General features: G+C 45.6%; 21 protein-coding genes. 16 read left to right on the top strand and 5 right to left on the bottom strand.

All coding sequences use genetic code 11. The features are described from left to right. The first annotated feature begins 23 nt into the window (after positions 1-23). The 8 genes from BDI_RS09495 (at position 24) to rny (ending at position 5,997) form a co-directional block, all read left to right on the top strand. Positions 24-596, top strand: coding sequence for an adenylate kinase (locus BDI_RS09495; RefSeq protein WP_005854805.1), 573 nt, complete (start codon positions 24-26; stop codon positions 594-596). Positions 597-611: 15 nt separating this feature from the next. Then, positions 612-1,772 (top strand): GTPase ObgE, encoded by a 1,161-nt coding sequence (gene obgE / locus BDI_RS09490; RefSeq protein WP_005854807.1) that lies wholly within the window; start codon positions 612-614, stop codon positions 1,770-1,772. Then, positions 1,744-2,571, top strand: a complete 828-nt coding sequence (gene pgeF, locus BDI_RS09485) for a peptidoglycan editing factor PgeF (protein WP_041525577.1) — start codon at positions 1,744-1,746, stop codon at positions 2,569-2,571. Before obgE ends, pgeF begins: the two co-directional genes overlap by 29 nt. Before the next feature lie 27 nt (positions 2,572-2,598). Beyond that, positions 2,599-3,288 (top strand): B3/B4 domain-containing protein, encoded by a 690-nt coding sequence (locus BDI_RS09480; RefSeq protein ID WP_005854811.1) that lies wholly within the window; start codon positions 2,599-2,601, stop codon positions 3,286-3,288. 122 nt (positions 3,289-3,410) lie between these two features. Beyond that, positions 3,411-3,611 (top strand): winged helix-turn-helix domain-containing protein, encoded by a 201-nt coding sequence (locus BDI_RS09475; RefSeq protein ID WP_005854813.1) that lies wholly within the window; start codon positions 3,411-3,413, stop codon positions 3,609-3,611. Positions 3,612-3,761: 150 nt separating this feature from the next. Continuing rightward, positions 3,762-4,055, top strand: coding sequence for a hypothetical protein (locus BDI_RS09470; RefSeq protein WP_005864886.1), 294 nt, complete (start codon positions 3,762-3,764; stop codon positions 4,053-4,055). Positions 4,056-4,060: 5 nt separating this feature from the next. Next, positions 4,061-4,351, top strand: a complete 291-nt coding sequence (locus tag BDI_RS09465) for a cell division protein ZapA (RefSeq protein WP_005864888.1) — start codon at positions 4,061-4,063, stop codon at positions 4,349-4,351. A 107-nt stretch (positions 4,352-4,458) separates the two neighbouring features. Beyond that, entirely contained in the window at positions 4,459-5,997 is a 1,539-nt protein-coding gene (rny, locus tag BDI_RS09460) for a ribonuclease Y (RefSeq protein ID WP_005854819.1), read from the top strand. 63 nt (positions 5,998-6,060) lie between these two features. Here rny and BDI_RS09455 read toward each other — a convergent pair whose 3' ends face one another. From BDI_RS09455 to BDI_RS09445, 3 genes are all read right to left on the bottom strand, one after another. Continuing rightward, positions 6,061-7,929 carry an LTA synthase family protein gene (locus BDI_RS09455; protein WP_008780187.1) on the bottom strand — a complete coding sequence of 623 codons (1,869 nt, stop codon included), beginning with the start codon at positions 7,927-7,929 and terminating at the stop codon, positions 6,061-6,063. Beyond that, positions 7,926-9,542: an ABC-F family ATP-binding cassette domain-containing protein gene (locus BDI_RS09450; protein WP_005864892.1), complete on the bottom strand. Its 1,617-nt coding sequence runs from the start codon at positions 9,540-9,542 to the stop codon at positions 7,926-7,928. The genes BDI_RS09455 and BDI_RS09450 overlap by 4 nt, the downstream gene beginning before the upstream one ends. A gap of 73 nt (positions 9,543-9,615) precedes the next feature. Then, positions 9,616-10,461: a BRO-N domain-containing protein gene (locus BDI_RS09445; protein WP_008773381.1), complete on the bottom strand. Its 846-nt coding sequence runs from the start codon at positions 10,459-10,461 to the stop codon at positions 9,616-9,618. 196 nt (positions 10,462-10,657) lie between these two features. Here BDI_RS09445 and BDI_RS09440 point away from each other — a divergent pair, with 196 nt between their 5' ends. The 8 genes from BDI_RS09440 to rodA all read left to right on the top strand — a co-directional run bounded on the left by BDI_RS09440 (position 10,658) and on the right by rodA (position 19,374). Further along, entirely contained in the window at positions 10,658-10,954 is a 297-nt protein-coding gene (locus BDI_RS09440) for a nucleotidyltransferase family protein (protein WP_005854828.1), read from the top strand. Between the two features lie 68 nt (positions 10,955-11,022). Continuing rightward, entirely contained in the window at positions 11,023-11,358 is a 336-nt protein-coding gene (locus tag BDI_RS20260) for a hypothetical protein (RefSeq protein ID WP_008780188.1), read from the top strand. Between the two features lie 700 nt (positions 11,359-12,058). Further along, complete coding sequence (purH, locus tag BDI_RS09430) at positions 12,059-13,582, top strand: bifunctional phosphoribosylaminoimidazolecarboxamide formyltransferase/IMP cyclohydrolase (protein ID WP_005854829.1); 1,524 nt, start codon at positions 12,059-12,061, stop codon at positions 13,580-13,582. Between the two features lie 11 nt (positions 13,583-13,593). Next, complete coding sequence (locus BDI_RS09425; RefSeq protein WP_005854830.1) at positions 13,594-14,613, top strand: rod shape-determining protein; 1,020 nt, start codon at positions 13,594-13,596, stop codon at positions 14,611-14,613. A gap of 102 nt (positions 14,614-14,715) precedes the next feature. Further along, a complete protein-coding gene (gene mreC, locus BDI_RS09420) occupies positions 14,716-15,570 on the top strand; it encodes a rod shape-determining protein MreC (RefSeq protein WP_005864901.1) in 855 nt (284 codons plus the stop codon). Further along, the gene (mreD, locus tag BDI_RS09415; RefSeq protein WP_009275822.1) at positions 15,563-16,081 is read left to right on the top strand and encodes a rod shape-determining protein MreD; all 519 of its coding nucleotides are present in this window, start codon (positions 15,563-15,565) and stop codon (positions 16,079-16,081) included. The genes mreC and mreD overlap by 8 nt, the downstream gene beginning before the upstream one ends. Then, positions 16,071-17,939: a penicillin-binding protein 2 gene (mrdA, locus tag BDI_RS09410; protein ID WP_011966623.1), complete on the top strand. Its 1,869-nt coding sequence runs from the start codon at positions 16,071-16,073 to the stop codon at positions 17,937-17,939. The genes mreD and mrdA overlap by 11 nt, the downstream gene beginning before the upstream one ends. Beyond that, positions 17,929-19,374, top strand: coding sequence for a rod shape-determining protein RodA (gene rodA, locus BDI_RS09405; protein ID WP_005854836.1), 1,446 nt, complete (start codon positions 17,929-17,931; stop codon positions 19,372-19,374). The genes mrdA and rodA overlap by 11 nt, the downstream gene beginning before the upstream one ends. Here the strand turns inward: rodA and BDI_RS20255 are convergent. Both BDI_RS20255 and BDI_RS09395 read right to left on the bottom strand, forming a co-directional pair. After that, positions 19,334-19,906 (bottom strand): gliding motility lipoprotein GldH, encoded by a 573-nt coding sequence (locus BDI_RS20255; protein WP_036628624.1) that lies wholly within the window; start codon positions 19,904-19,906, stop codon positions 19,334-19,336. The genes rodA and BDI_RS20255 overlap by 41 nt on opposite strands. Continuing rightward, a complete protein-coding gene (locus BDI_RS09395; protein ID WP_010183701.1) occupies positions 19,827-21,341 on the bottom strand; it encodes a PSP1 domain-containing protein in 1,515 nt (504 codons plus the stop codon). Before BDI_RS09395 ends, BDI_RS20255 begins: the two co-directional genes overlap by 80 nt. Between the last annotated feature and the right edge of the window lie 24 nt (positions 21,342-21,365).

The raw sequence follows: 21,365 nt of genomic DNA, 5'->3' as shown, positions 1-21,365 counted from the left end.
ATATATAATAAAGGAACAATAGTATGTTGAACGTGGTTATTTTTGGTGCTCCCGGTTCAGGTAAGGGAACACAAAGTGAGTTGATTATTAAAGAATACGGTTTGGATCATATCTCTACTGGCGATGTATTGCGTGGCGAGATGAAGGCTGAGACAGAACTGGGCAAGATCGCTAAGGATTATATCGAGAAGGGACAATTGGTTCCGGACGAGTTGATCGTTGATATGTTGGCGAATGTATTGGATAGCAAGAAGCCGGCTAAGGGCGTAATCTTCGATGGTTTCCCTCGTACGATCCCTCAAGCGAAAGCCTTGAAGAAGATGTTGAACGAGCGTGGAACAGACGTTTCCGTTATGTTGAACCTTCAAGTAGAGGAAGAGGAGTTGATCAAGCGTTTATTGGAGCGCGGTAAAGTATCCGGACGTTCTGACGATAACTTGGAGACGATCAAATCCAGACTGGATGTTTACCATACTCAAACAGCTCCTTTGGCAGACTACTATGTAGGTGAAGGCAAGCACGTGGCCATCAAAGGGATGGGAACAATCGAGGAAATCTTCGGTCGTATCAAAGAGGCGGTTAATAACGTAAAATAATTGAAATAAACCAATATGGCTGAATCGAACTTTGTAGATTATGTCAAGATCTATTGCCGCTCAGGAAAGGGTGGAAGAGGGTCTTCTCACTTCCGTCGTGAGAAATACATTCCGAAAGGAGGTCCCGACGGGGGCGATGGAGGGAGAGGAGGTCATGTGTATCTCCGTGGTAACCGGAATTACTGGACGCTCCTTCACTTGAAATATGAGCGTCATATCATGGCCACCAATGGTGAGAGTGGTAGCGCGAAGCGTAGCTCGGGTAAAGACGGGGAGGATCGAGTAATCGAGGTTCCTTGCGGTACGGTTGTTTACGATGCTGAGACCGGAGAGTTTATTTGCGACGTTACGGAAGACGGTCAGCAAGTGATGTTGCTGAAAGGCGGTCGTGGCGGTCTGGGGAATTTTAACTTCAAGACGGCTACCAATCAAGCGCCCCGTTATTCGCAACCGGGTGAGCCGGCATTGGAACGTACGGTGATTCTTCAGTTGAAATTGCTGGCCGATGTCGGTTTGGTAGGCTTCCCGAATGCGGGTAAATCTACCTTGCTTTCTGTCGTATCCGCCGCTAAACCGAAGATCGCTAATTATCCTTTTACTACGTTGGAGCCTAATTTAGGCATCGTGAGTTATCGCGATAACCGTTCGTTCGTAATGGCCGATATACCGGGTATTATCGAAGGAGCAAGCGAGGGAAAAGGTTTGGGACTTCGTTTCTTACGTCATATCGAACGTAATTCATTGTTATTGTTCATGGTTCCCGCTGAGGCAGACGATATCAAGAAAGAATACGAGATATTGCATAATGAGTTAGTGAAGTATAATCCGGAATTGCTGGATAAACGCCGTGTACTGGCGATCACCAAGAGCGATATGCTGGATGAGGAATTGATCGAGGCTTTGTCGCAAGACTTGCCGGAGGGAATTCCGTATGTCTTTATATCTTCTATCACGGGACTGGGTATTGTCGAGTTGAAAGACCTTTTATGGAAAGAGCTGAATAAGGAGAATTTCCATGAGGCAGAGCGAATTGTCCATAAGAATATAGATGTAAGCACGTTGGAATTTGAGGACGACGACGAATACATCTTCCCCGTGGACGAGGACGAGGATGACCCGGATGAGGAATACGAGGAATACTGGGACGATGATGAAGATGAAGATACAAGAAAATAAGCAAATAGAGGTGTCGCGGTTCTCCGGGTTAAGCGGATACCGCGACATTTCTCATTTTACGACAACACGTCATGGCGGCGTGAGTACGGGAACGTACGCTTCGATGAATCCGGGCGTTTATACCGAGGATGATCCGGGCTTCATCCGGAAGAACTTGGAACTTCTTTCGAATGCGGTCGGGATTTCCCTAGAGAATATGGTTATACCTCATCAGACCCATGAGGATCGAGTATTGGCGATCGACGCGTCTTTCCTTTCGCTGAATGATAAAGAGCGAAAGCTACGTTTGGAAGGCGTGGACGCTTTGGTGACGAATGTTCCGGATGTATGTGTAGCCGTATCTACGGCGGATTGTGTCCCTGTCTTGTTATATGCGCCGGATCGTAAAGTGGTAGCTGCCGTCCATGCGGGTTGGCGGGGTACGGTTTTACATATAGCTCGTAAGGCGGCAAGCTTGATGATCGAGGCATACGATTGCGATCCCACTCAATTGGTTGCCGGAATAGGTCCCTCTATCAGTCAAGCGGCATTTGAGGTGGGAGAGGAAGTCGTAAAAGCTTTTCAAATGGCGGGCTTCCCGATGGAGCGGATTCTTCGACGTAATGCGGAGACTCAAAAAGCGTATATCGATCTATGGGAAACCAACCGTTTACAATTGTTAGAGGCAGGATTGCTCTCCGAGCATATAGAGATCGCTGGCATCTGTACTTATATTCGGTATGAGGATTATTTCTCCGCTCGTCGCCTCGGTGTCAAAAGCGGCCGGATTCTTACCGGAATATGCTTGAAAAAATCTTAGTTATATTGGCTCAAACTTATAATAGACATGATTTCAATCACTCTTTCATCTGAGATATCGGAGGCTTGCCCCGATCTTCACGTGTTGGCTATCGCCTGTCAAGTAAAGAACACGGAGCCCGATGAACGACTTTGGGAAGAAATAACCCGTGTTGAGGAGGATATCCGTTCTACCTGTAAGATAGAGGATATTAATAAGTGGACTCCTATTTTCGCTACCCGTCAGGCTTATAAACGTCTGGGGAAAGACCCGAACCGGTATCGCCCTTCCGCCGAGGCGTTAAGACGACGGATACTTCGCGGGCTTCCTTTATATAAGATAGATACCTTGGTGGATATCGTCAATCTGGTTTCTATCCGTAGCGGTTATTCTATCGGAGGATTTGACGCAGATAAGATTGTAGGCGGATTGGAACTAGGTGTCGGAAAAGAGGGGGAAATTTATCACGGTATCGGACGTGGTGAATTGAATATCGCCGGTCTTCCAGTCTACAGGGATGGAGTAGCGGGTGTCGGAACGCCTACCAGCGATGAGGAACGTACCAAGATTGAAATGTCGACCACTTCATTGTTAATGATTCTGAATGGTTATTCCGGTAAGGAGGGCTTATTGGAAGCGGGTGGTTACTCGGTTGACTTATTAAAAAGATATGTCTCAGCGGTAAACGTGGAAGCGGAACTGATATGCCGAGAAAACAGAGGAAAAATAACGTTATAACCGTGTTAATATTGTTTACAAAGCGAAAAATGTCCATCTTTTATGCTAAAAAACATCTATAATCTTTTGTTTTAATCATTTAATCTATAAATTTGTCCCCAGTAATCAAATGTTATCATAAAATGATTGAATTAATTGGTACAAACGCCGGCCTTGTATGGAACGTTTTAAATGAAGGCGGTAAAATGAGTTTTAAGGCAGTGAAGAAAGCCACGAAGATTAAAGCGGAAAAAGATATGTACGCCGCTTTTGGTTGGTTGGCGAAAGAAGGTAAATTAGCTTTCGAGGAGATTGAAGGTGAAATGTATGTTTCTTTAGTGTAAACAAGAGGAACGTTTACAAGAATTAGGGAGGGCTGTTCGATTTTTTTGGACGGCCTTTTTATTTGTCCATACGTTTTCTGTCAAAATAATTAAGTCTACAGTTGGTTAATTCAATTCAAAAACTTACTTTTGTGTAGAATTTGGTGTGAAATGACCGAAGATCATAAGAGATTGTTAGCTGTATTTGAGGTTAGAGTTCGTGATTTGATGGCGTTATGCGATCAGCAGAAACGTAGAATTGACGAACTTACAGCTGCTTTGAGCCTTAAAGACGAGGAGTTGCGGCAGGCGAAGGATATGATTGAAGGATTGAATGCCAAATGTGATAACATGCTGACGGCGCGAATTGTTTCCACGAACGAGGAAGAGATGAAGAACGCCCGGATGCGGTTATCAAAATTAGTGCGGGAAGTAGACAAGTGCATCGCACTTTTAAATGAATAGAAGCGATGGACGAAGAATTTCTTATAAATATAGTGATAGCCGGAAAGAAATATCCGCTTACGATCAAACGTCATGAGGAAGAGTTGGCGCGTGCCGCCGCTGATCAGATCAACAGCAAGATTCTTCAATACAGGCAGCATTTCGCGGTCGAGGTGGATACGAAAGATTTGTTAGCCATGGTGGCTTTTCAACTCTCGATGCATAATCTGGAGTTGGAAAAACGGAATGATACAAATCCTTTTACGGATAAGATACAGGAGCTTACAACCGAGTTGGAAGGATATCTGAAGAAATAACATACATATTGTAAGAAGAGAGTTTCCGCACTGCTTTGCACGGTGAGACCGTGTGATGGTAGTGCTTTTTTTGTATATAAATAAATGAATCTTAAATTATTAGTTAAATGGTTGGAATGTATATAATCATACCGATAGTAACCTTCATCATTGGTGGGTTGCTTGCGTGGCTGGGCATGCGTTTCCTTCTGAAGTCGAAGTACGACTCCGTGCTTCAAGAGGCGGAGAAGGAGGCCGAGGTGATAAAGAAGAACAAGATGCTGGAAGTAAAGGAGAAGTTTCTTCATTTGAAAGCGGACTTGGAAAAACAGGTATCACAGCGTAACGCTAAGATCCAGTCTGTCGAGACTAAATTGAAACAAAGAGAACTGACGATGAATCAACGTCAGGAAGAGTTACAGCGTAGGAATAACGAGGTAGAGGCTGTAAAGGAGAATTTATCTTCTCAGTTGGAGTTGGTGGAGAAGAAGAAGCAAGATTTGGATAAACTTCATCAGAAGGAAGTGGAGCATTTGGAGGCTATCTCCGGGTTGTCCGCCGAGGAAGCCAAAGAGCGTTTGATCGAGTCCTTAAAGGATGAGGCAAAGACGCAAGCCGCTTCTTACATCAACGAGATCGTCGAGGAGGCGAAGATGACCGCTAATAAGGAGGCGAAGAAGATCGTGATCCAGTCTATCCAACGGGTAGCGACGGAGACGGCTATCGAGAACTCTATTACCGTGTTCCATATTGAATCGGACGAGATCAAAGGCCGTATCATCGGTCGTGAGGGACGTAATATCCGTGCTTTGGAGGCCGCTACCGGTATTGAGATCGTGGTGGATGATACGCCTGAGGCTATCGTTCTTTCCGGATTCGATCCGGTTCGCCGTGAGATCGCTCGTTTGGCCTTGCATCAATTGGTACAGGACGGACGTATCCATCCGGCTCGTATCGAGGAGGTGGTAACGAAGGTGAAGAAGCAAGTGGAAGACGAGGTCGTAGAGACTGGTAAGCGTACCGTGATCGATTTGGGTGTGCACGGTTTGCATCCGGAATTGATCCGTATGATCGGTAAGATGAAGTATCGTTCTTCTTATGGACAAAACTTGTTGCAACATGCTCGTGAGACGGCCAACCTTTGTGCCGTGATGGCTTCCGAGTTGGGCTTGAACCCGAAGAAAGCGAAACGTGCCGGATTGTTACATGATATTGGTAAAGTGCCCGATGATGAGCCGGAATTGCCGCACGCTATCTTGGGTATGAAGCTTTGCGAGAAATATAAGGAGAAACCGGATATTTGCAACGCCGTAGGCGCTCACCACGATGAGGTGGAGATGCAGACGCTGTTGGCTCCGATCGTACAGGTTTGCGACGCTATTTCAGGTGCTCGTCCGGGAGCACGTCGTGAGATCGTAGAGGCTTATATCAAGCGTTTGAATGATTTGGAACAATTGGCTTTATCGTATCCGGGTGTCGTCAAGACTTACGCTATCCAAGCGGGTAGAGAGTTGCGCGTCATCGTTGGCGCTGATAAGATTGACGATAAGGACACCGAGAACTTGTCCGCTGAGATCGCTAAGAAGATTCAGGATGAGATGACTTATCCGGGACAGGTTAAGATCACGGTGATCCGTGAGACTCGTGCGGTAAGCTACGCTAAGTAAGAATATTATTAATATAAATAAAAAAGGCCGGCTTGTGTAAGTCGGCCTTTTTTATATCTGTCGTTATCGATTTCCCAGATCGTCGTATAAAGTTTGTAATAGGACTTTTCCTTTCTCCAAGCGGGTCTCGTTTCCGCTTTCAGGTTCTTCTACTAAAATCTTGTTCCCTTCATTGTCGTATACGGAAACACCGGATTCGTCTATAAAGCCAAATCCATTATTGAATGTATAAAAGGCGTAATGCGGGACGCAAGGATTCAATATATCTTTGCTGAATGAGAACTCATCTGTGGGGAGACCCATCTGATTTAATAAGGTGGCTGCCAAATCGGTCTGGTTTGCGTACGTATCGATCACTTTAGGTTCAGCGATCGCTCCACCTAGCCATAGCATAGGTATGTGGAAACGCAAAGGTCCGTACTCCTGCATGTTTTCAGGGTAACGGTATCCGTGGTCGGAGACAAAGATGACTACCGTATTTTTCCATGCCGGCAGTTCCTTGAACGTATCAATGAAATTGCCGATACAGCTGTCCGTAAATGCGACGGAGTTTAGATAGGGATGCTCCAAATGGTGAAACGGGACCTCGAAAGGCTCATGGCTACTTAATGTTAGGAATGTACTTAACCAAGGTTTGCCGTCGACTGGTCTTTGCTTGATATCCTCGTAAAGATGCGAGAACGTGATATCGTCGTTTGCTCCCCATTTACTCAGACGGCTACTCAAGGGAAAATCACGGTCTGCCGTTATCTTGCTGTAGCCGGAACTATAGAAATAACTTTGCATATTCGTGAAATTGATATCACCTCCATAGAGCATATCTGCCGTATATCCTTCTTTGTTAAGACTCTTTGCGATAGATGGAAGGGTCTGGCTTTTCACCGGATACTTCATGATGGAGGTGGTGGGTTGGGCTAAATAGCCGTTCAATACGGAGACTAAGCCTCGATCGGTACGGAACGAGTTGGCATATAGGTTCGTGAATAATACACCCTCTTTGCTCAGCCGATTCAAGTTCGGCGTAATTCCCGGCTCACCGCCAACAGCCTCGATAGCATTTGCCGTGAAACTCTCCATGATGATAATGAGAATATTGGGACGAGTCGTTGTCAATAGTTTGACAGGCTCTGTAGGTATGGAATCTCCCGGGCATAAGGAGTCTTGGGCTTGAATGAGCGTATCGAATAAGGCTTTCCGCTTTTCCTCCGGGTAGAAATCGAATTGCGAGGCAAAATCCTGTTGCTTACTCAATGAGGCTATCAGACTGAAACACGGGTTGATCGCCGAATGATTCAAGAACTGGTTCTGGCTGAAATAAACCATGCCGACATTCGCCGTAGACGTAGTTACGCCTCCCCGGATCGGAATAAACAATATTCCCCCCGCTAAGAGGATGGCGAAAGTACTTCCCAATTGTTCCAATCCCGTAGGTGGAAAGCTAGGCTTTACTGGTGCGAACCGGAGGATGAAGGTGAACCAAGCATAGATACCTAGCGCATATGCCACGAATACCAATAATTGGATAAAGAACAATCCCAACGGAACACTCGCCATCGCATCGGCAGGCGATTGCAGGTAGAAGAATAAAGTAGCGTCCAACCTGAATCCCCAAAAGCTGTATAAAGCCACATCTACGGAGAAGATCGCAGATACCAGAATTCCCATGATCAAGAAGTACCCTTTCAATACCTTCTTCAACCAAGCGCCCGGAAGCCAAACTGATACTAGAGTCAATAGGAGAGGGATGGCCGTAAGGTATCCCGCTATCGTACAATCCAGCTTCAGCCCATGAAGCATAACCTGTAGGAAGTCCGTGAAGGTACAAGCCTCGGACAACGCATGCTGATAAAACATAAATACCGGTTTTTGAATAACAAAAACCGGTAGCCATGCGATAAAAACGATTAGTATGAATAATAATCTTTTTTTCATTTCGAATATAACTTTTCCCGTAACTCCGCGATAGCCGGATCTGTGATGTAATCATCGTAATCCATCATCTTATCGATGATACCGTTAGGAGTCAGCTCGATGATACGGTTCGCCACGGTCTGTATGAACTCGTGGTCATGACTGGAGAACAGGATATTTCCCTTGAATGTCTTCAACGTATTATTGAAGGCTTGGATGGATTCCAAGTCCAAGTGGTTGGTCGGAGTATCCAAGATCAAGCAGTTGGCGTCGGTGAGCATCATACGTGAGATCATACAACGCATCTTCTCACCTCCGGAAAGTACGCTTACCTTTTTCATAAGCTCCTCGCCCGAGAACAACATACGTCCGAGGAAGCCTTTCAAGAATACCTCGTTAGTATCCGGCGAGAACTGGCATAACCAATCGAGCAGGTTGATATCTGTATTGAAATATTTGGAGTTATCGAGAGGAAGATAAGAGGTCGTGATCGTCTGTCCCCACTGATACGTACCGGCATCCGCTTTCTCCTCACCGTTGATGATCTGGAACAAGGCGGTCATGGCACGAGGGTCGTGACTGATAAATACGATCTTGTCATCCTTCTCCACGAAGAAGTTCAAGTCCTTGAACAATACCTGTCCGTCGATACTCTTCGACAATCCTTTCACCTCTAGGATCTGGTTGCCCGGTTCGCGGTTAGGCGTGAACAAGATTCCCGGATAGCGGCGTGAGGACGGTTTGATCTCCTCGATATTCAGCTTCTCCAACATCTTCTTGCGACTGGTGGTCTGCTTGGACTTCGCTACGTTGGCGCTGAAACGGCGGATAAATTCTTCCAACTCTTTCTTCTTCTCCTCGGCTTTCTTATTCTGGTTCTGCTGTTGACGAAGGGCTAACTGGCTAGACTCGTACCAGAAGCTATAGTTTCCGGCGAATAATTGTAATTTACCAAAGTCGATATCCACGGTATGCGTACAAACGGAGTCGAGGAAGTGACGGTCGTGGCTAACAACCAATACGGTATGCTCGAAATTAGAGAGATAATTCTCCAACCAAGAAACCGTCTCAAGGTCCAAGTCGTTCGTCGGCTCATCCAATAATAGGTTATCGGGCTGTCCGAACAAGGCACGGGCCAATAAGACACGTACTTTCTGCTTACCGCTCAAGTCCTTCATATACATATAATGCAAATCCTCCTTGATGCCTAGTCCGCTCAATAGGTTGGCGGCGTCGCTCTCTGCGTTCCAGCCTTCCATCTCTGCGAATTTCTCTTCCAGTTCCGATACGCGGATACCGTCGGCGTCGCTGAAATCAGGTTTCTCGTAAAGGGCGTTTTTCTCGCTCATCACCTCCCATAAGGTCGTGTGCCCCATCAATACGGTATCCATTACCGTATATTCATCGAACGCGAAGTGATCTTGGCTCAATACGGAAAGGCGTTCGCCCGGTCCTAGGTTAACGCTACCTCTGGTAGGGTCCAATTGCTTGCTGATTACACGAAGAAACGTAGATTTTCCGGCCCCGTTAGCACCGATAATACCGTAGCAATTGCCCGGTGTAAACTTCATGTTCACATCCTGAAAAAGGATGCGTTTTCCAAACTGTACGTCCAGATTGTTAACTGTTATCATATTTCGTATACCTATTAAATTGCGATTGAGGATGCAAAGGTACGAAAAATATTGTTTATCTTATCATTGGATGTCATACATCCCGCTCGTTCTCTCCCTTTTTTAGGCTAATTATCTTTTGGGCGTTGAGCGGTGAGATAACGCTTTTCCCGGTTTTGGCTTCCAGCTCTAATCGGGCGTTACGAGCCACCTCGCCTCCTTGTTGGGCGACATTTATGTGCTCGCTAAAGGTGTCTGGTTCCGATGCTTCTGATATTTCCTTGGTAGATAACTCGGCCAGCATGTTTAATACAAGCTCTTTGTTTGTCATATTATCTCGAAGATTCTCTTTTCTTAATCCTTTGAATCGTTTATATTCCTTGGAGGTCATGTCGGACCATGACTTATAGATTATGTCGGTTAATGTAGCGAAATGGAGGCCTTCTTCCAGTCCTCTCTTCTTCCATTCGTCTGTTAGATCTTTCCGTATCTCGATGGATTTCAATCGTTGGTTGATCCAATTATCCGAATAGCCCAATCGTTTATAATCGGCCATGGCTTGCTCGATAGACAATTCCGGGTCTTGCATTTGATCCAAACGTTCCTTCGCTACTTGGGCGATCCATAACTTAAAAGGTTCTGCTTTTGGAGATGGTACTGATTGGATAAGGCGGAAGAGTTGCTCGGTATTGGCTACGTCGGTTAAATATTTCTTGCCATCAGCGGCCTGCATTTTCAGTTGACTACAATTTGTAGTCAACTCGCTACCTTCTCTTTTCAATCTGGTTTTTAATACACTCCAGTATTTTCGAGGGTTGGGGCTATCTGTTAAAATAGATATAACATCAACGATCGAGAAATACCATTCCTCTTGTTCGTCATCCCATATGGCGCGAACTTTTCTTTCTTCGAATAAGCGGATAGATTCTTTTTGTGTCATTTGTAGTTGCTTTGAGTAGTTATAGACAAAGGTAAATGAGAATTTAGTATATCCATAGTTTAATAGTTTGATTAAAAGTTTATTTATCGCAAAGTAAGTATATTAATCTCATTTAAGCAAACGATACGCGGTTTAAATGAGAAGGTACGAAAAATATTGCTTATCTTTGCATTATACATTAATATCCAATTGTGTAATGAATAAACAATCTGTCATATCTCTTCTTCGGAAAGCAAAGCAGCCTTTGTCGCAGAGTTGCGGTGTAAAGCAGTTGGGGCTTTTTGGCTCTACTGTTCGTGAGAGCAATACGGAAAGTAGTGATGTGGATATATTGATCGACTTTGAGGATGATAAAGAGACTTATTCCAATTTCCTTTTGGCTTGTGAGATATTAGAGAAGCTTTTTGACAGATTGAAAGTGGACATAGTCACCCTTAAAGGGTTAAGCCCTTTTATTGGCCAGCAGATATTAAAGGAGGTAGAATATGTGTAAGACCCCTATCGCTTATTTGCTGCATAGTAGGGCTTTATGCGATTTTGGCTGTGTGCGACCTCTGTTTTATGGGAGAACCATGGTGCCGATACCTGCATAACGTGGGGATTATCGTGGGGTGCGTGTGCTTTATCAGCCTCACGGCGACCTGTTTGGAGCGAGGGCTTTGTCGGGTAAGCGGTTTTCTGGCGGGGAGCAGCTTCTTTGTTTATGCTTATCATGGGATGCCGTTGGCGTTGGCTATCAAGGTGGTGGTTCGGTATCTCCCTCCGGGGTCTGAGTTAGAGGTGATAGGCTTGTATTTGGGATCTGCCTGTGTGGTGATAGGGATCGGACTCGCTTTGTATGGCGGGATGAGGCGGTGTGTCCCTTCCTTTTTATTGCTGATTACTGGTGGACGATAGTTCTCATCACTAAAATGGCTTGTCTGCGTAATTCGCTTATTCGTGGCTTTTTGCTTGGGATGGGCGCTTTTCGCTGACAAGCCATTCCTTTGAATAGACTGAAATAGCGGGAATAGAGGGGAGAAAAGAGAGGATTTGGTTGTCTTTTCATGCTGCGGATAGGCATTGTAAGGTTGTTACGATCCAGTTGTAGGGTGTTTACGGCGGCGTTGTTAGTTGCTTTCGACTACGAATGCTATTGTTTTCGAGTGAAAAGTCTATTGTTTTCGAATAAGAAGTCTATTGTTTGTATGTTTGAGGGTGATAAGAGACGGGAATCCTCGCTAGAATAAAAGCTCCAAAAACGATATATCCTTGGAAGATAACTAATTGCGGATTTTTATTCTCAAATATGGAAACCGACTGTACTCTGGGGCGAAATATTCGATTCTCTGGAGCTTTAGAATACAAAATGTCAGAATGTCAAATTGGGCGATCTTCTATTATTAACAAAGGAAATCTCATTATCTTAGGGCAATGTCATATGTTGTAGAGACGGGGCGTGCCCCGTCTCCCGTATCATGTGCGATGGATTCATGTTTCTTTGGCTATGGATGAAATTTGGTATGGTTGCCTTGTTTTTATCTGAATAATAAGGCTGGATTGGAAATAAATATCTACTTTTGTGCTCTAAAACATTAAAGTAAACGAAAATAGAAAGATGGCTGCAACGAAACGAATGAAACGTGCCTTGGTCTCTGTGTTTCACAAAGACGGGCTGGACGAAATCCTAAAGAAATTGCATAGCGAGGGTGTGAGCTTTGTATCAACAGGTGGTACTCAATCATTTATCGAGTCATTGGGTTTGCCTTGTGATGCGGTAGAGGACTTGACTTCTTATCCGTCTATTTTGGGCGGTCGTGTGAAGACGCTTCATCCGAAGGTGTTCGGTGGTATCTTGGCTCGCCGCGAGAACGAGAATGACCAGAAACAATTAGCCGAATATGAGATCCCGGAGATCGACTTGGTTATCGTTGACCTATATCCTTTCGAGGAGACTGTCGCTTCCGGCGCTGAGGAACAAGCGATTATTGAGAAAATAGATATAGGCGGTATCTCTTTGATACGTGCCGCCGCGAAGAACTTCAAGGATGTGGTAATCGTAGCTTCCAAGGCTCAATACCAGCCGTTGATGGATCTTTTGAACGAGAAGGGCGCTGAGACAAGCATCGAGGATCGTAGATGGTTCGCCAAAGAGGCGTTCGCCGTTTCCTCGGGTTACGACTCCGCTATCTTCAATTATTTTGATGGCCGCGAAGGTTCCCATTTCCGTGCAACGGTAGATAGTCCGATGCATTTGCGTTATGGCGAGAATCCTCATCAAGCCGCTAAGTTCTATGGTAAGTTTAACGATATGTTCGATCAAATCCATGGAAAAGAGATTTCTTACAACAACTTATTGGATATCGACGCTGCCGTGAACTTGATCGATGAGTTCGACGAGCTGACGTTCGCTATCTTAAAACATAATAACGCTTGCGGTATCGCTTCCCGCGGTAATGTGGTTGAGGCTTGGAAAGAGGCTTTGGCCGGTGACCCGGTTTCCGCTTTCGGTGGCATCTTGATCACGAATACTACGATTAACAAGGAAGTGGCCGAGGAAATCAACAAGATTTTCTTCGAGGTGATTATCGCTCCGGCTTACGACGCTGACGCGCTGGAGGTACTTCAACAGAAGAAGAACCGTATCATCTTGATCCGTAAGGATTGCAAGACTTGCCCGATGCAGTTCCGTTCTTTATTGAATGGTGTCTTGATGCAGGAGAAGGACTTGAGCATCCAAGGTAAGGCTGATTTGGAGCCTATGACGGATAAGCAGCCGACAGCCTCGGAGGTTGAGGACCTGTTGTTCGCCAACAAAATCGTGAAGAACAGCAAGTCCAACGCGATCACCTTGGTGAAGAACAAGCAGCTTTGCGCCAGCGGTATCGGGCAGACCTCTCGTGTGGACTCTTTGAGACAAGCCATAGAGAAGGCTAAATCATTCGGCTTCGACTTGAATGGCGCCGTGATGGCTTCCGACGCTTTCTTCCCGTTCCCCGATTGCGTTGAGATCGCAGACCAAGCAGGTATCACGGCCGTAATCCAGCCGGGAGGCTCTATCAATGATAAGTTGTCTGTCGAGTACTGTAACCAACATGGTTTGGCTATGGTGAAGACAGGTGTTCGTCATTTTAAACATTAATAATAAGACTAATGGGATTGTTTTCTTTCACACAAGAAGTTGCCATAGATTTGGGTACCGCCAATACCATTATCACGTGTAATGATAAGATGGTGGTAGACGAACCTTCGGTGATTGCTTTGGATGCTCGCTCGGACAAGGTGCTGGCTGTCGGTAAGGTGGCCCGTGAGATGTACGAGAAGACGCACCCGAATATTCGTACCGTACGACCGCTTCGTGAGGGAGTTATCGCGGATTTTTACGCTGCCGAGCAAATGATTCGCGGCTTTATCAAGATGGCGAGCGGAAGGAAGCGCTGGTTCGCTCCGTCCTTACGTATGGTGATCGGTATCCCTTCAGGTAGTACGGAGGTAGAGATACGTGCCGTGCGAGACTCTGCCGAGCATGCCGGTGGACGTGATGTGTACATGGTTTTTGAGCCGATGGCTGCCGCTATCGGTGTCGGTATAGATGTCTTGGCCCCCGAGGGTAATATGATCGTGGATATAGGCGGTGGTACTACCGAGATCGCTGTCATCTCCTTAGGTGGTATCGTGTCGAATAAATCAATCCGTATGGCGGGTGACGATTTAACGGCTGATATCGTGGAGTATATGCGTCGCCAACACAACGTGAAGGTGAGTGAGCGTATGGCCGAGCGTATCAAGATCAACGTGGGTTCCGCGCTTACGGTATTGGAGGACGCTCCGGAGGATTACGTGGTTCACGGCCCGAATCAGATGACTGCCTTACCGATGGAGGTACCCGTCTCTTATCAGGAGATTGCCCACTGTTTGGATAAGTCTATCTCGAAGATAGAGGCGGCTATCTTGAGTGCCTTGGAGCAAACCCCTCCCGAGTTATATGCCGATATCGTGAAAAACGGTATCTATTTGGCTGGCGGTGGCGCTATGCTTCGCGGTTTGGATAAGCGCTTGCGGGATAAGATGAATATCCAGTTCCATATCGCCGAGGATCCGTTGCATGCCGTGGCGAAAGGTACGGGAGTCGCTTTGAAGAATATTGAGAAGTTTAATTTCTTAATCCGATAAGAGTAAATAATTGAGAATTGAGAATTGAAAGTTGAAAATTAGCAAGCCGATAGGTCTGGTTCTTTTCAATTTTCAATTCTCAACTTTCAGTTTTCAATTCCTATGCGTAAGTTACTAGAATTCCTGATCGGGAAGAGGCATTGGTTTTTGTTCATTCTGCTTGAGGCTGTTTCGTTGATGTTGGTCTATCGTAATAACGCGTACCAACGGAATATTATATTCAGCTCAGCGAATGTCGTGACAGGATATATCGCCTCGATATCCGGATCTGTCACTTCTTATTTGAATCTTCGGGATATCAATAAGGAGTTATTGGAGCGTAACGGACAGTTGGAATTGCAAATGCTGGATCTGCAAGATCAGTTAGATGCGCTGATTGCGGATACGGTTAGTTTTAAGGGATTTGCGCCGGATTCGACGGAGCAATTTCCTTATTCGTTTGTCGTGGCGGATGTAGTGAACAACAGTGTCACGCATTTGTCTAATTATATTACCGTGGATAAAGGGAAGCTGGACGGGATCATGCCCGATATGGGAGTTGTCTCGGAACGAGGTGTGGTGGGTATCGTATCGACGGTTTCCGATCATTTCTCCGTGATCATTCCGTTGCTGAATCCTAAGTTCCGGTTGAGTTGTAAGGTATTAGGTAGTAGTTATTTCGGGTCATTAAGCTGGAATGGACGCAATACGCTGTACGCCAACCTCGATGAGTTGCCGCGCCATGTGGAGTTCCAGAAAGGCGATACGATCGTGACGAGCGGTTACTCAGCCGTATTCCCCTCGGGTATTATCGTAGGTACGGTCGCTGATTTCGAGAAACAACACGATGATAATTTCTATTCATTACAGGTAGAGTTGGCTACGGATTTCCAAGCGTTGAACAACGTGCGTATTATCAAGAATTTCCGTCAGACGGAGCAAATTGGTGTAGAACAAGAGGCGAAAAGAAATGATTAATAATTTACTGCGTGGTTTCATATATTTCGTGGTGTTTGTGTTGATTCAGGTCTTGATCTTGAACAACATTCATTTCTTGCGGATCGCTACCCCGTTTCTGTATCTCTATTTCATTATTAAGATGCCGGTCGGTAGCTCACGGACGCAAGTCGTTTTCTTCTCTTTCATAGCCGGGGTGGTTATCGATACATTCAGCAACACACCGGGTATGCATGCGGCCGCCTGTACATTGGCGGGATTTTGCAGGGAGCCGTTAATCCGTGTATTCATGGGGAAAGATTTGCCGGAAGGTATTTACCCGTCTTATAAGACCTTTGGTTTCGGAGGCTTTTTCCGATATGTGTTATCGTTTGTGTTGATACAACATACGACTCTTTTCGCGATTGAGTCGTTGACTTTATTTGACCCGTTGTTTCTGGTTGTCCGTATCCTCTCGAGCGTGGTGATGACAACCTTATTGATTTGTACGGTAGAAGCATTCAATATAGAGTCTCAGAAAAGTGGAGAATAATACCAAGTATGAGTTTGAGAACAGGCGCTATGTCTTAGGTGGGGCGGTGATCCTGTTGGTTATCATCTTTATTATCCGTTTGTTCATCCTTCAGGTGGTCGACAACGATTATAAAGCTTGGGCGGATAGTAACGCTTTCTTGAAAAAGACCTTATATCCTTCCCGAGGCATGATGTACGACCGTAATGGTAAATTATTGGTCTATAACCAGCCCGCTTACGACGTGATGCTTATCATGCGTGAGATACAGCCTTTCGATACCCTCGATTTCTGCGATGTGCTGGGCATCACGAAAGAGCAATTCCTCAAACGTATAGCGGATATTAAGAACCGGCGGTTAAATCCCGGTTATTCTTCCTATGTCCCTCAAGTATTTATGAACCAGCTTTCCGCGCAGGAATATGGCGTGTTGCAGGAGAAGTTATACAAATTTCCCGGCTTCTATATACAGAATCGCACGATCCGCCAATACGAGTATCCCAATGCCGCTCTTGTGCTGGGAAATATCGGCGAGGTAAACCGGAAAGATATAGAGAGTGACTCTTATTATACACAAGGCGATTACTCCGGCAGGACCGGGATCGAACAATCGTACGAGGAATATTTGCGGGGCGTGAAGGGTGTCGAGATCCTGTTGCGTGACGCTCACGGACGTATCAAGGGGCGATACGAGGAAGGCCTGCACGATATCCAGCCGGAATCCGGCAAAAACTTGAAATTATCCTTGGATATGGACTTGCAGGCTTATGGGGAGAAGTTAATGCAGAATAAATTAGGGGGTATCGTGATGATAGAGCCGGAGACAGGGGAGGTGCTTTGTATGGTTTCCGCCCCTACGTATGATCCGAGTATCTTGATCGGGCGCCAGCGGGGAAAGAACTACGTGGCTTTGCAGAAGGACCCGTTGAAACCTCTGTTCAACCGTCCGCTCATGGCGCAATATCCTCCCGGATCTACTTTTAAACCGACCCAAGGTTTGATCTTCTTGCAAGAAGGTGTGATTACCCCGGAAACTCAATATACCTGTGCGCATGGATACACCTTCCGGGGTGGTAAGCCGGCTTGCCACGGGCATCCGTCTCCTCTGAATCTGGTCGGGGCGTTGGCGACCTCTTGTAACTCTTTTTTCCCTTGGGGACTGCATGATATGATCGACAGCCGGAAGCGATATCCCTCGGTACAGGAGGCTTTTGAGGTTTGGAAGAATCACATGGTCTCAATGGGATATGGCTATAAGTTGGGAATTGATCTTCCGGGAGAGAAGCGAGGGTTCATTCCGAATAGTAAGTTCTACGATAAGGTGTACCGGGGACGTTGGAATTCCAGTACGGTTATCTCGATCGCTATCGGTCAGGGTGAGATATTGGCTACGCCTTTGCAAATCTGTAATTTGGCGGCTACTGTCGCTAATCGGGGATATTATATTACTCCGCATGTCGTAAAAGAGATTCAAGACACTCCGCTGGATACATTATATAGTAAGAGGCATTATACATCGGTGGATACGCATTATTATAGTTATATTGCCGAGGGTATGCGAGGGGCTGTTACGGGAACCGCTTATGGTGGAACCTGTCGTGGGGCGGCTTTACCGGATATCGAGGTTTGTGGAAAGACGGGAACGTCGGAGAATCCGCATGGTAAGGACCATTCTATTTTTATGGGATTCGCTCCTTATCAAAAGCCGAAGGTCGCCATTGCCGTGTTTGTGGAAAACGCCGGATTCGGTGCTACCTATGCGGTGCCTATCGGTAAATTGATGTTGGAGAAATATTTGAAAGGAGAAATATCCGAGGCTAACAAGGCGACGGAGGAATATATTATGAATGCCGTAATACTACCGAACAATGCGCTATAGGAAAACGGAAATATGGAAGTCGGTAGACTGGATTACCATTTTGTTGTATTTGATTATGGTAATCGCCGGTTGGTTTAGTATTTGTGGGGCGAGCTACGAGTTTGATAACGTTGGCTTGTTCGACCCGTCGGGCCGTCCGGGGATGCAGATGATTTGGATCGGTACCTCACTCGCCCTTATTTTCGTCATATTGATGCTGGAAAGTGACTTCTTCGATATATTCGCCTATCTGATCTATGCGTGCGTGATCGTATTGTTGATCGCCACTATATTTTTAGCACCTAATATCAAGGGATCGCATTCTTGGCTCGTATTGGGACCTATCCGTTTGCAACCAGCGGAGTTGGCTAAGTTCGCTACCGCTTTGGCCGTGGCGAAGTTTATGAATGGCTATGGCTTTAAGCTAACGACGGTCAAGAATTTCTCAATCACTTTGTTCTTGATCTTCTTGCCGATGGTTTGTATTCTTTTACAGAAAGAGACGGGGTCGGCATTGGTTTACTTGGCATTCTTCCTGATGTTATACCGGGAAGGAATGACTGGATATATTTTGTTGATAGGAGTTTGTGCGGTCGTCTTTTTCGTTACGGGAATGAAATATTCAGAGGTGATGGTGGGTATTACCCCATTGGGTGAATTAATCGTCTCTTGCCTTGTCTTATTAATAACCATGGGATTAGTTGGGAGTGTCCGTAAGGATTATATAAGCGTTAAGATCATGCTTGGGGGAATTGCTTCGACATTCTTGATCGGGTATGTCGTTTCTTTGTTTGTCCCGGTAAACTTCGCTTGGATATCGATAGGCTTGGTAGGAGCCGCGTCAATCTATTTATTCTATTTATCCATTCGAAACTGGGTATGGCATTATGCGTTAATCGCTCTGTTCGCTTTAGGTTCTATCTGTTTCCTATTTTCTGTGGATTATGTGTTTAATGACATATTGGAACCTCACCAACAAATTCGTATTAAAGTCTCTTTAGGCTTGGAGGATGATCCAAGCGGGGCGGGGTATAATGTGAATCAGTCCAAGATCGCTATCGGTTCCGGAGGATTATCCGGAAAAGGATTCTTGAATGGGACGCAGACCAAATTGAAGTATGTGCCGGAACAGGATACGGATTTTATCTTTTGTACGGTAGGCGAGGAGCAAGGCTTTTTGGGAGCCTCTGCCGTATTGATCGTATTCGGACTTTTTATTCTTCGTCTGATTGTATTGGCGGAGCGGCAAGATAATGCTTTCGGGCGAGTCTATGGCTATAGCGTAGCCTCCATATTCTTTTTCCATCTGGCGATTAATGTCGGCATGGTGACGGGATTGACTCCGGTTATCGGCATTCCCTTGCCTTTCTTTAGCTATGGAGGTTCCTCGCTTTGGGGATTTACGATCTTATTGTTTATTTTTCTTCGTTTGGACGCTTCTCGGAAGGAGCGTTAGTGGAAGAAGGTAAGACCCGTAAGCCGATTTCCTGAATGCCCGGAAGTTGGTCGTTACGCATCCCCTGCCGGAAGCTAAAGGTATATTGCCCTTTAACGGGGAAATAGTAAGCAGACCGTATCGGGAAACTGGATTGAAACAGGGAGATCCCGTCCCCATACCATTTCCCAAACTCATCAGCTAACATACATTCGATCGTATCCCTTTTTAAAGGACCTATCGGAAGTTCCTCGCTGCAAAATACCCATAGGTTCTGATATGGATACATATTATTGTTCCGTACTTCCAAGGTTAGGTCGTACGGAATCGATATATCCTTAATCAAGAAAGTGAAATAGTACTCCTTATCCTTCTCCCACGAGGTGTTTTGGATAGCTTGATACTGATCGTATACAGCTTCATTCTCGCAAGAGAAGCATAAGAAGCATGTTACACAGGCGGCAATGAACTTTTTAAGCCTCAGGCTTTGTCTCTGGCCTATTCTCCGTTTTATCAGGTCTGGCCTGTTTGATCGGTTGCTGAGGTTTGTCATTATTCGCAGGCTTGTCATTGTTGGATTGCTTATCGTTATTAGCTCTCGGCCTTTGTTTCGGGCGATTGTTTCGGTTGCTCTCCCTGTTATTATCACGGTTGTTCTCCCGATTCTCCCGACTGTTTTCCCGGCTATTATCTTTGTTATTCTCCCGGTTATTCTCTCTGTCCCGGTTATTCTCACGATTGCTATTCCTATTATTTCCTCCGTTGCGGCGATTATTGCCACCGGCTCCGTTTCCTCCGTTGTTCTTATTCTCAGAAACAGGTGCGTCGGTGTTGGTAACTGCCGTCGCGGTGGTGTTAGCTCCGTTCCCGTTTCCATTGTTCTCGCCATTATTCTTGTTGGCAGGACGTTTTTTCTTTTTCTTTTTAACAGAGTCGAAACGTGTGACGCTTTCTTGCCCAAGAATATCTTGAGCGTCTCGTTTCGGTGGTTGTGGCTTCGTATCCGCCTCTAGAGATATCGGCTTCATGCCTTTCTTATTCATGTTAATGACATCGAAAGCACGGCTTGCCGGAATCGTGATAAGATTAGCCGCAAATGATTTATCCGTAGAATAGGTAATTTCCCGTTTGAAAATATCCGTCTTGAAATGATAGTAATTATTATCTTTGGTCTCCAAGACAATCTCCCGGGAAGGAAGGCGTTTCTGGGCTTCCACATATGTATCTACCTCATAATTGATACAACATTTCAATTTAGCGCATTGTCCGGCCAATTTCTGGGGATTCATGGAAATATCTTGATAACGGGCAGCTCCGGTAGCGACCGATACAAAACTTGTCATCCAACTGGAACAGCAAAGTTCTCTACCGCAAGGGCCGATACCACCGATACGTCCGGCTTCTTGACGAGCACCGATCTGCTTCATCTCGATACGAACACGAAAAGCCTCCGCTAGCACTTTAATTAGTTGACGGAAATCTACACGTTCATCCGCTATATAATAAAAGATCGCCTTATTACCGTCACCTTGATACTCTACATCACCGATTTTCATATTCAATCCTAAATCGGCAGCGATTTGCCGCGAGCGAATCATAGTGGCATGTTCCTTTGCTTTCGCTTCCTCATATTTCTCGATATCGGTCGGTTTTGCCTTTCGGTAAATCCGTTTTGGCTCAGCTTCCGTGCGCACGTTGTTCTTCTTCATTTGCAGCAGAACCAATTTTCCCGTTAAAGAAACCGTACCGATATCATGACCGGGACTTGCCTCTACGGCTACTATATCACCTTTTTCCAAAGGTATTTTAGCACTATTCAAGTAATACCCTTTGCGGGTATTTTTAAATTGAACCTCTACGAAGTCAGTCGAGCCTTCCGCGTCGGGTACATCGCACAACCAATCATAGGTATTCAGTTTATTGTTTTGCCTTTTGCTGCAACCTTTGCAGCCCATATGGCTACTTCCTTTATCTAATATGAAATCCATTTATTTTTAATTTGTAAGAGGGCC

It is taken from the genome of Parabacteroides distasonis ATCC 8503 (assembly GCF_000012845.1).
In the GTDB taxonomy this organism is placed as follows: domain Bacteria; phylum Bacteroidota; class Bacteroidia; order Bacteroidales; family Tannerellaceae; genus Parabacteroides; species Parabacteroides distasonis.
The sequence above is the reverse complement of the archived record's forward strand: the minus strand, read 5'-3'. Positions and strand labels throughout refer to the sequence as shown.

What these genes read in the sequence shown, in the direction of transcription:
- rodA (WP_005854836.1), top strand. Translation starts at nt 17,929, where the DNA reads ATGCGCTATAGGAAAACGGAAATATGGAAGTCGGTAGACTGGATTACC.
- pgeF (WP_041525577.1), top strand. Translation starts at nt 1,744, where the DNA reads ATGATGAAGATGAAGATACAAGAAAATAAGCAAATAGAGGTGTCGCGG.
- BDI_RS09495 (WP_005854805.1), top strand. Translation starts at nt 24, where the DNA reads ATGTTGAACGTGGTTATTTTTGGTGCTCCCGGTTCAGGTAAGGGAACA.
- BDI_RS09445 (WP_008773381.1), bottom strand. Translation starts at nt 10,461, where the DNA reads ATGACACAAAAAGAATCTATCCGCTTATTCGAAGAAAGAAAAGTTCGC.
- BDI_RS09475 (WP_005854813.1), top strand. Translation starts at nt 3,411, where the DNA reads ATGATTGAATTAATTGGTACAAACGCCGGCCTTGTATGGAACGTTTTA.
- obgE (WP_005854807.1), top strand. Translation starts at nt 612, where the DNA reads ATGGCTGAATCGAACTTTGTAGATTATGTCAAGATCTATTGCCGCTCA.
- BDI_RS09470 (WP_005864886.1), top strand. Translation starts at nt 3,762, where the DNA reads ATGACCGAAGATCATAAGAGATTGTTAGCTGTATTTGAGGTTAGAGTT.
- BDI_RS09440 (WP_005854828.1), top strand. Translation starts at nt 10,658, where the DNA reads ATGAATAAACAATCTGTCATATCTCTTCTTCGGAAAGCAAAGCAGCCT.
- rny (WP_005854819.1), top strand. Translation starts at nt 4,459, where the DNA reads ATGGTTGGAATGTATATAATCATACCGATAGTAACCTTCATCATTGGT.
- BDI_RS09395 (WP_010183701.1), bottom strand. Translation starts at nt 21,341, where the DNA reads ATGGATTTCATATTAGATAAAGGAAGTAGCCATATGGGCTGCAAAGGT.
- BDI_RS09480 (WP_005854811.1), top strand. Translation starts at nt 2,599, where the DNA reads ATGATTTCAATCACTCTTTCATCTGAGATATCGGAGGCTTGCCCCGAT.
- BDI_RS09425 (WP_005854830.1), top strand. Translation starts at nt 13,594, where the DNA reads ATGGGATTGTTTTCTTTCACACAAGAAGTTGCCATAGATTTGGGTACC.
- mreD (WP_009275822.1), top strand. Translation starts at nt 15,563, where the DNA reads ATGATTAATAATTTACTGCGTGGTTTCATATATTTCGTGGTGTTTGTG.
- BDI_RS09455 (WP_008780187.1), bottom strand. Translation starts at nt 7,929, where the DNA reads ATGAAAAAAAGATTATTATTCATACTAATCGTTTTTATCGCATGGCTA.
- BDI_RS09465 (WP_005864888.1), top strand. Translation starts at nt 4,061, where the DNA reads ATGGACGAAGAATTTCTTATAAATATAGTGATAGCCGGAAAGAAATAT.
- BDI_RS20260 (WP_008780188.1), top strand. Translation starts at nt 11,023, where the DNA reads ATGGGAGAACCATGGTGCCGATACCTGCATAACGTGGGGATTATCGTG.
- purH (WP_005854829.1), top strand. Translation starts at nt 12,059, where the DNA reads ATGGCTGCAACGAAACGAATGAAACGTGCCTTGGTCTCTGTGTTTCAC.
- BDI_RS20255 (WP_036628624.1), bottom strand. Translation starts at nt 19,906, where the DNA reads ATGACAAACCTCAGCAACCGATCAAACAGGCCAGACCTGATAAAACGG.
- mreC (WP_005864901.1), top strand. Translation starts at nt 14,716, where the DNA reads ATGCGTAAGTTACTAGAATTCCTGATCGGGAAGAGGCATTGGTTTTTG.
- BDI_RS09450 (WP_005864892.1), bottom strand. Translation starts at nt 9,542, where the DNA reads ATGATAACAGTTAACAATCTGGACGTACAGTTTGGAAAACGCATCCTT.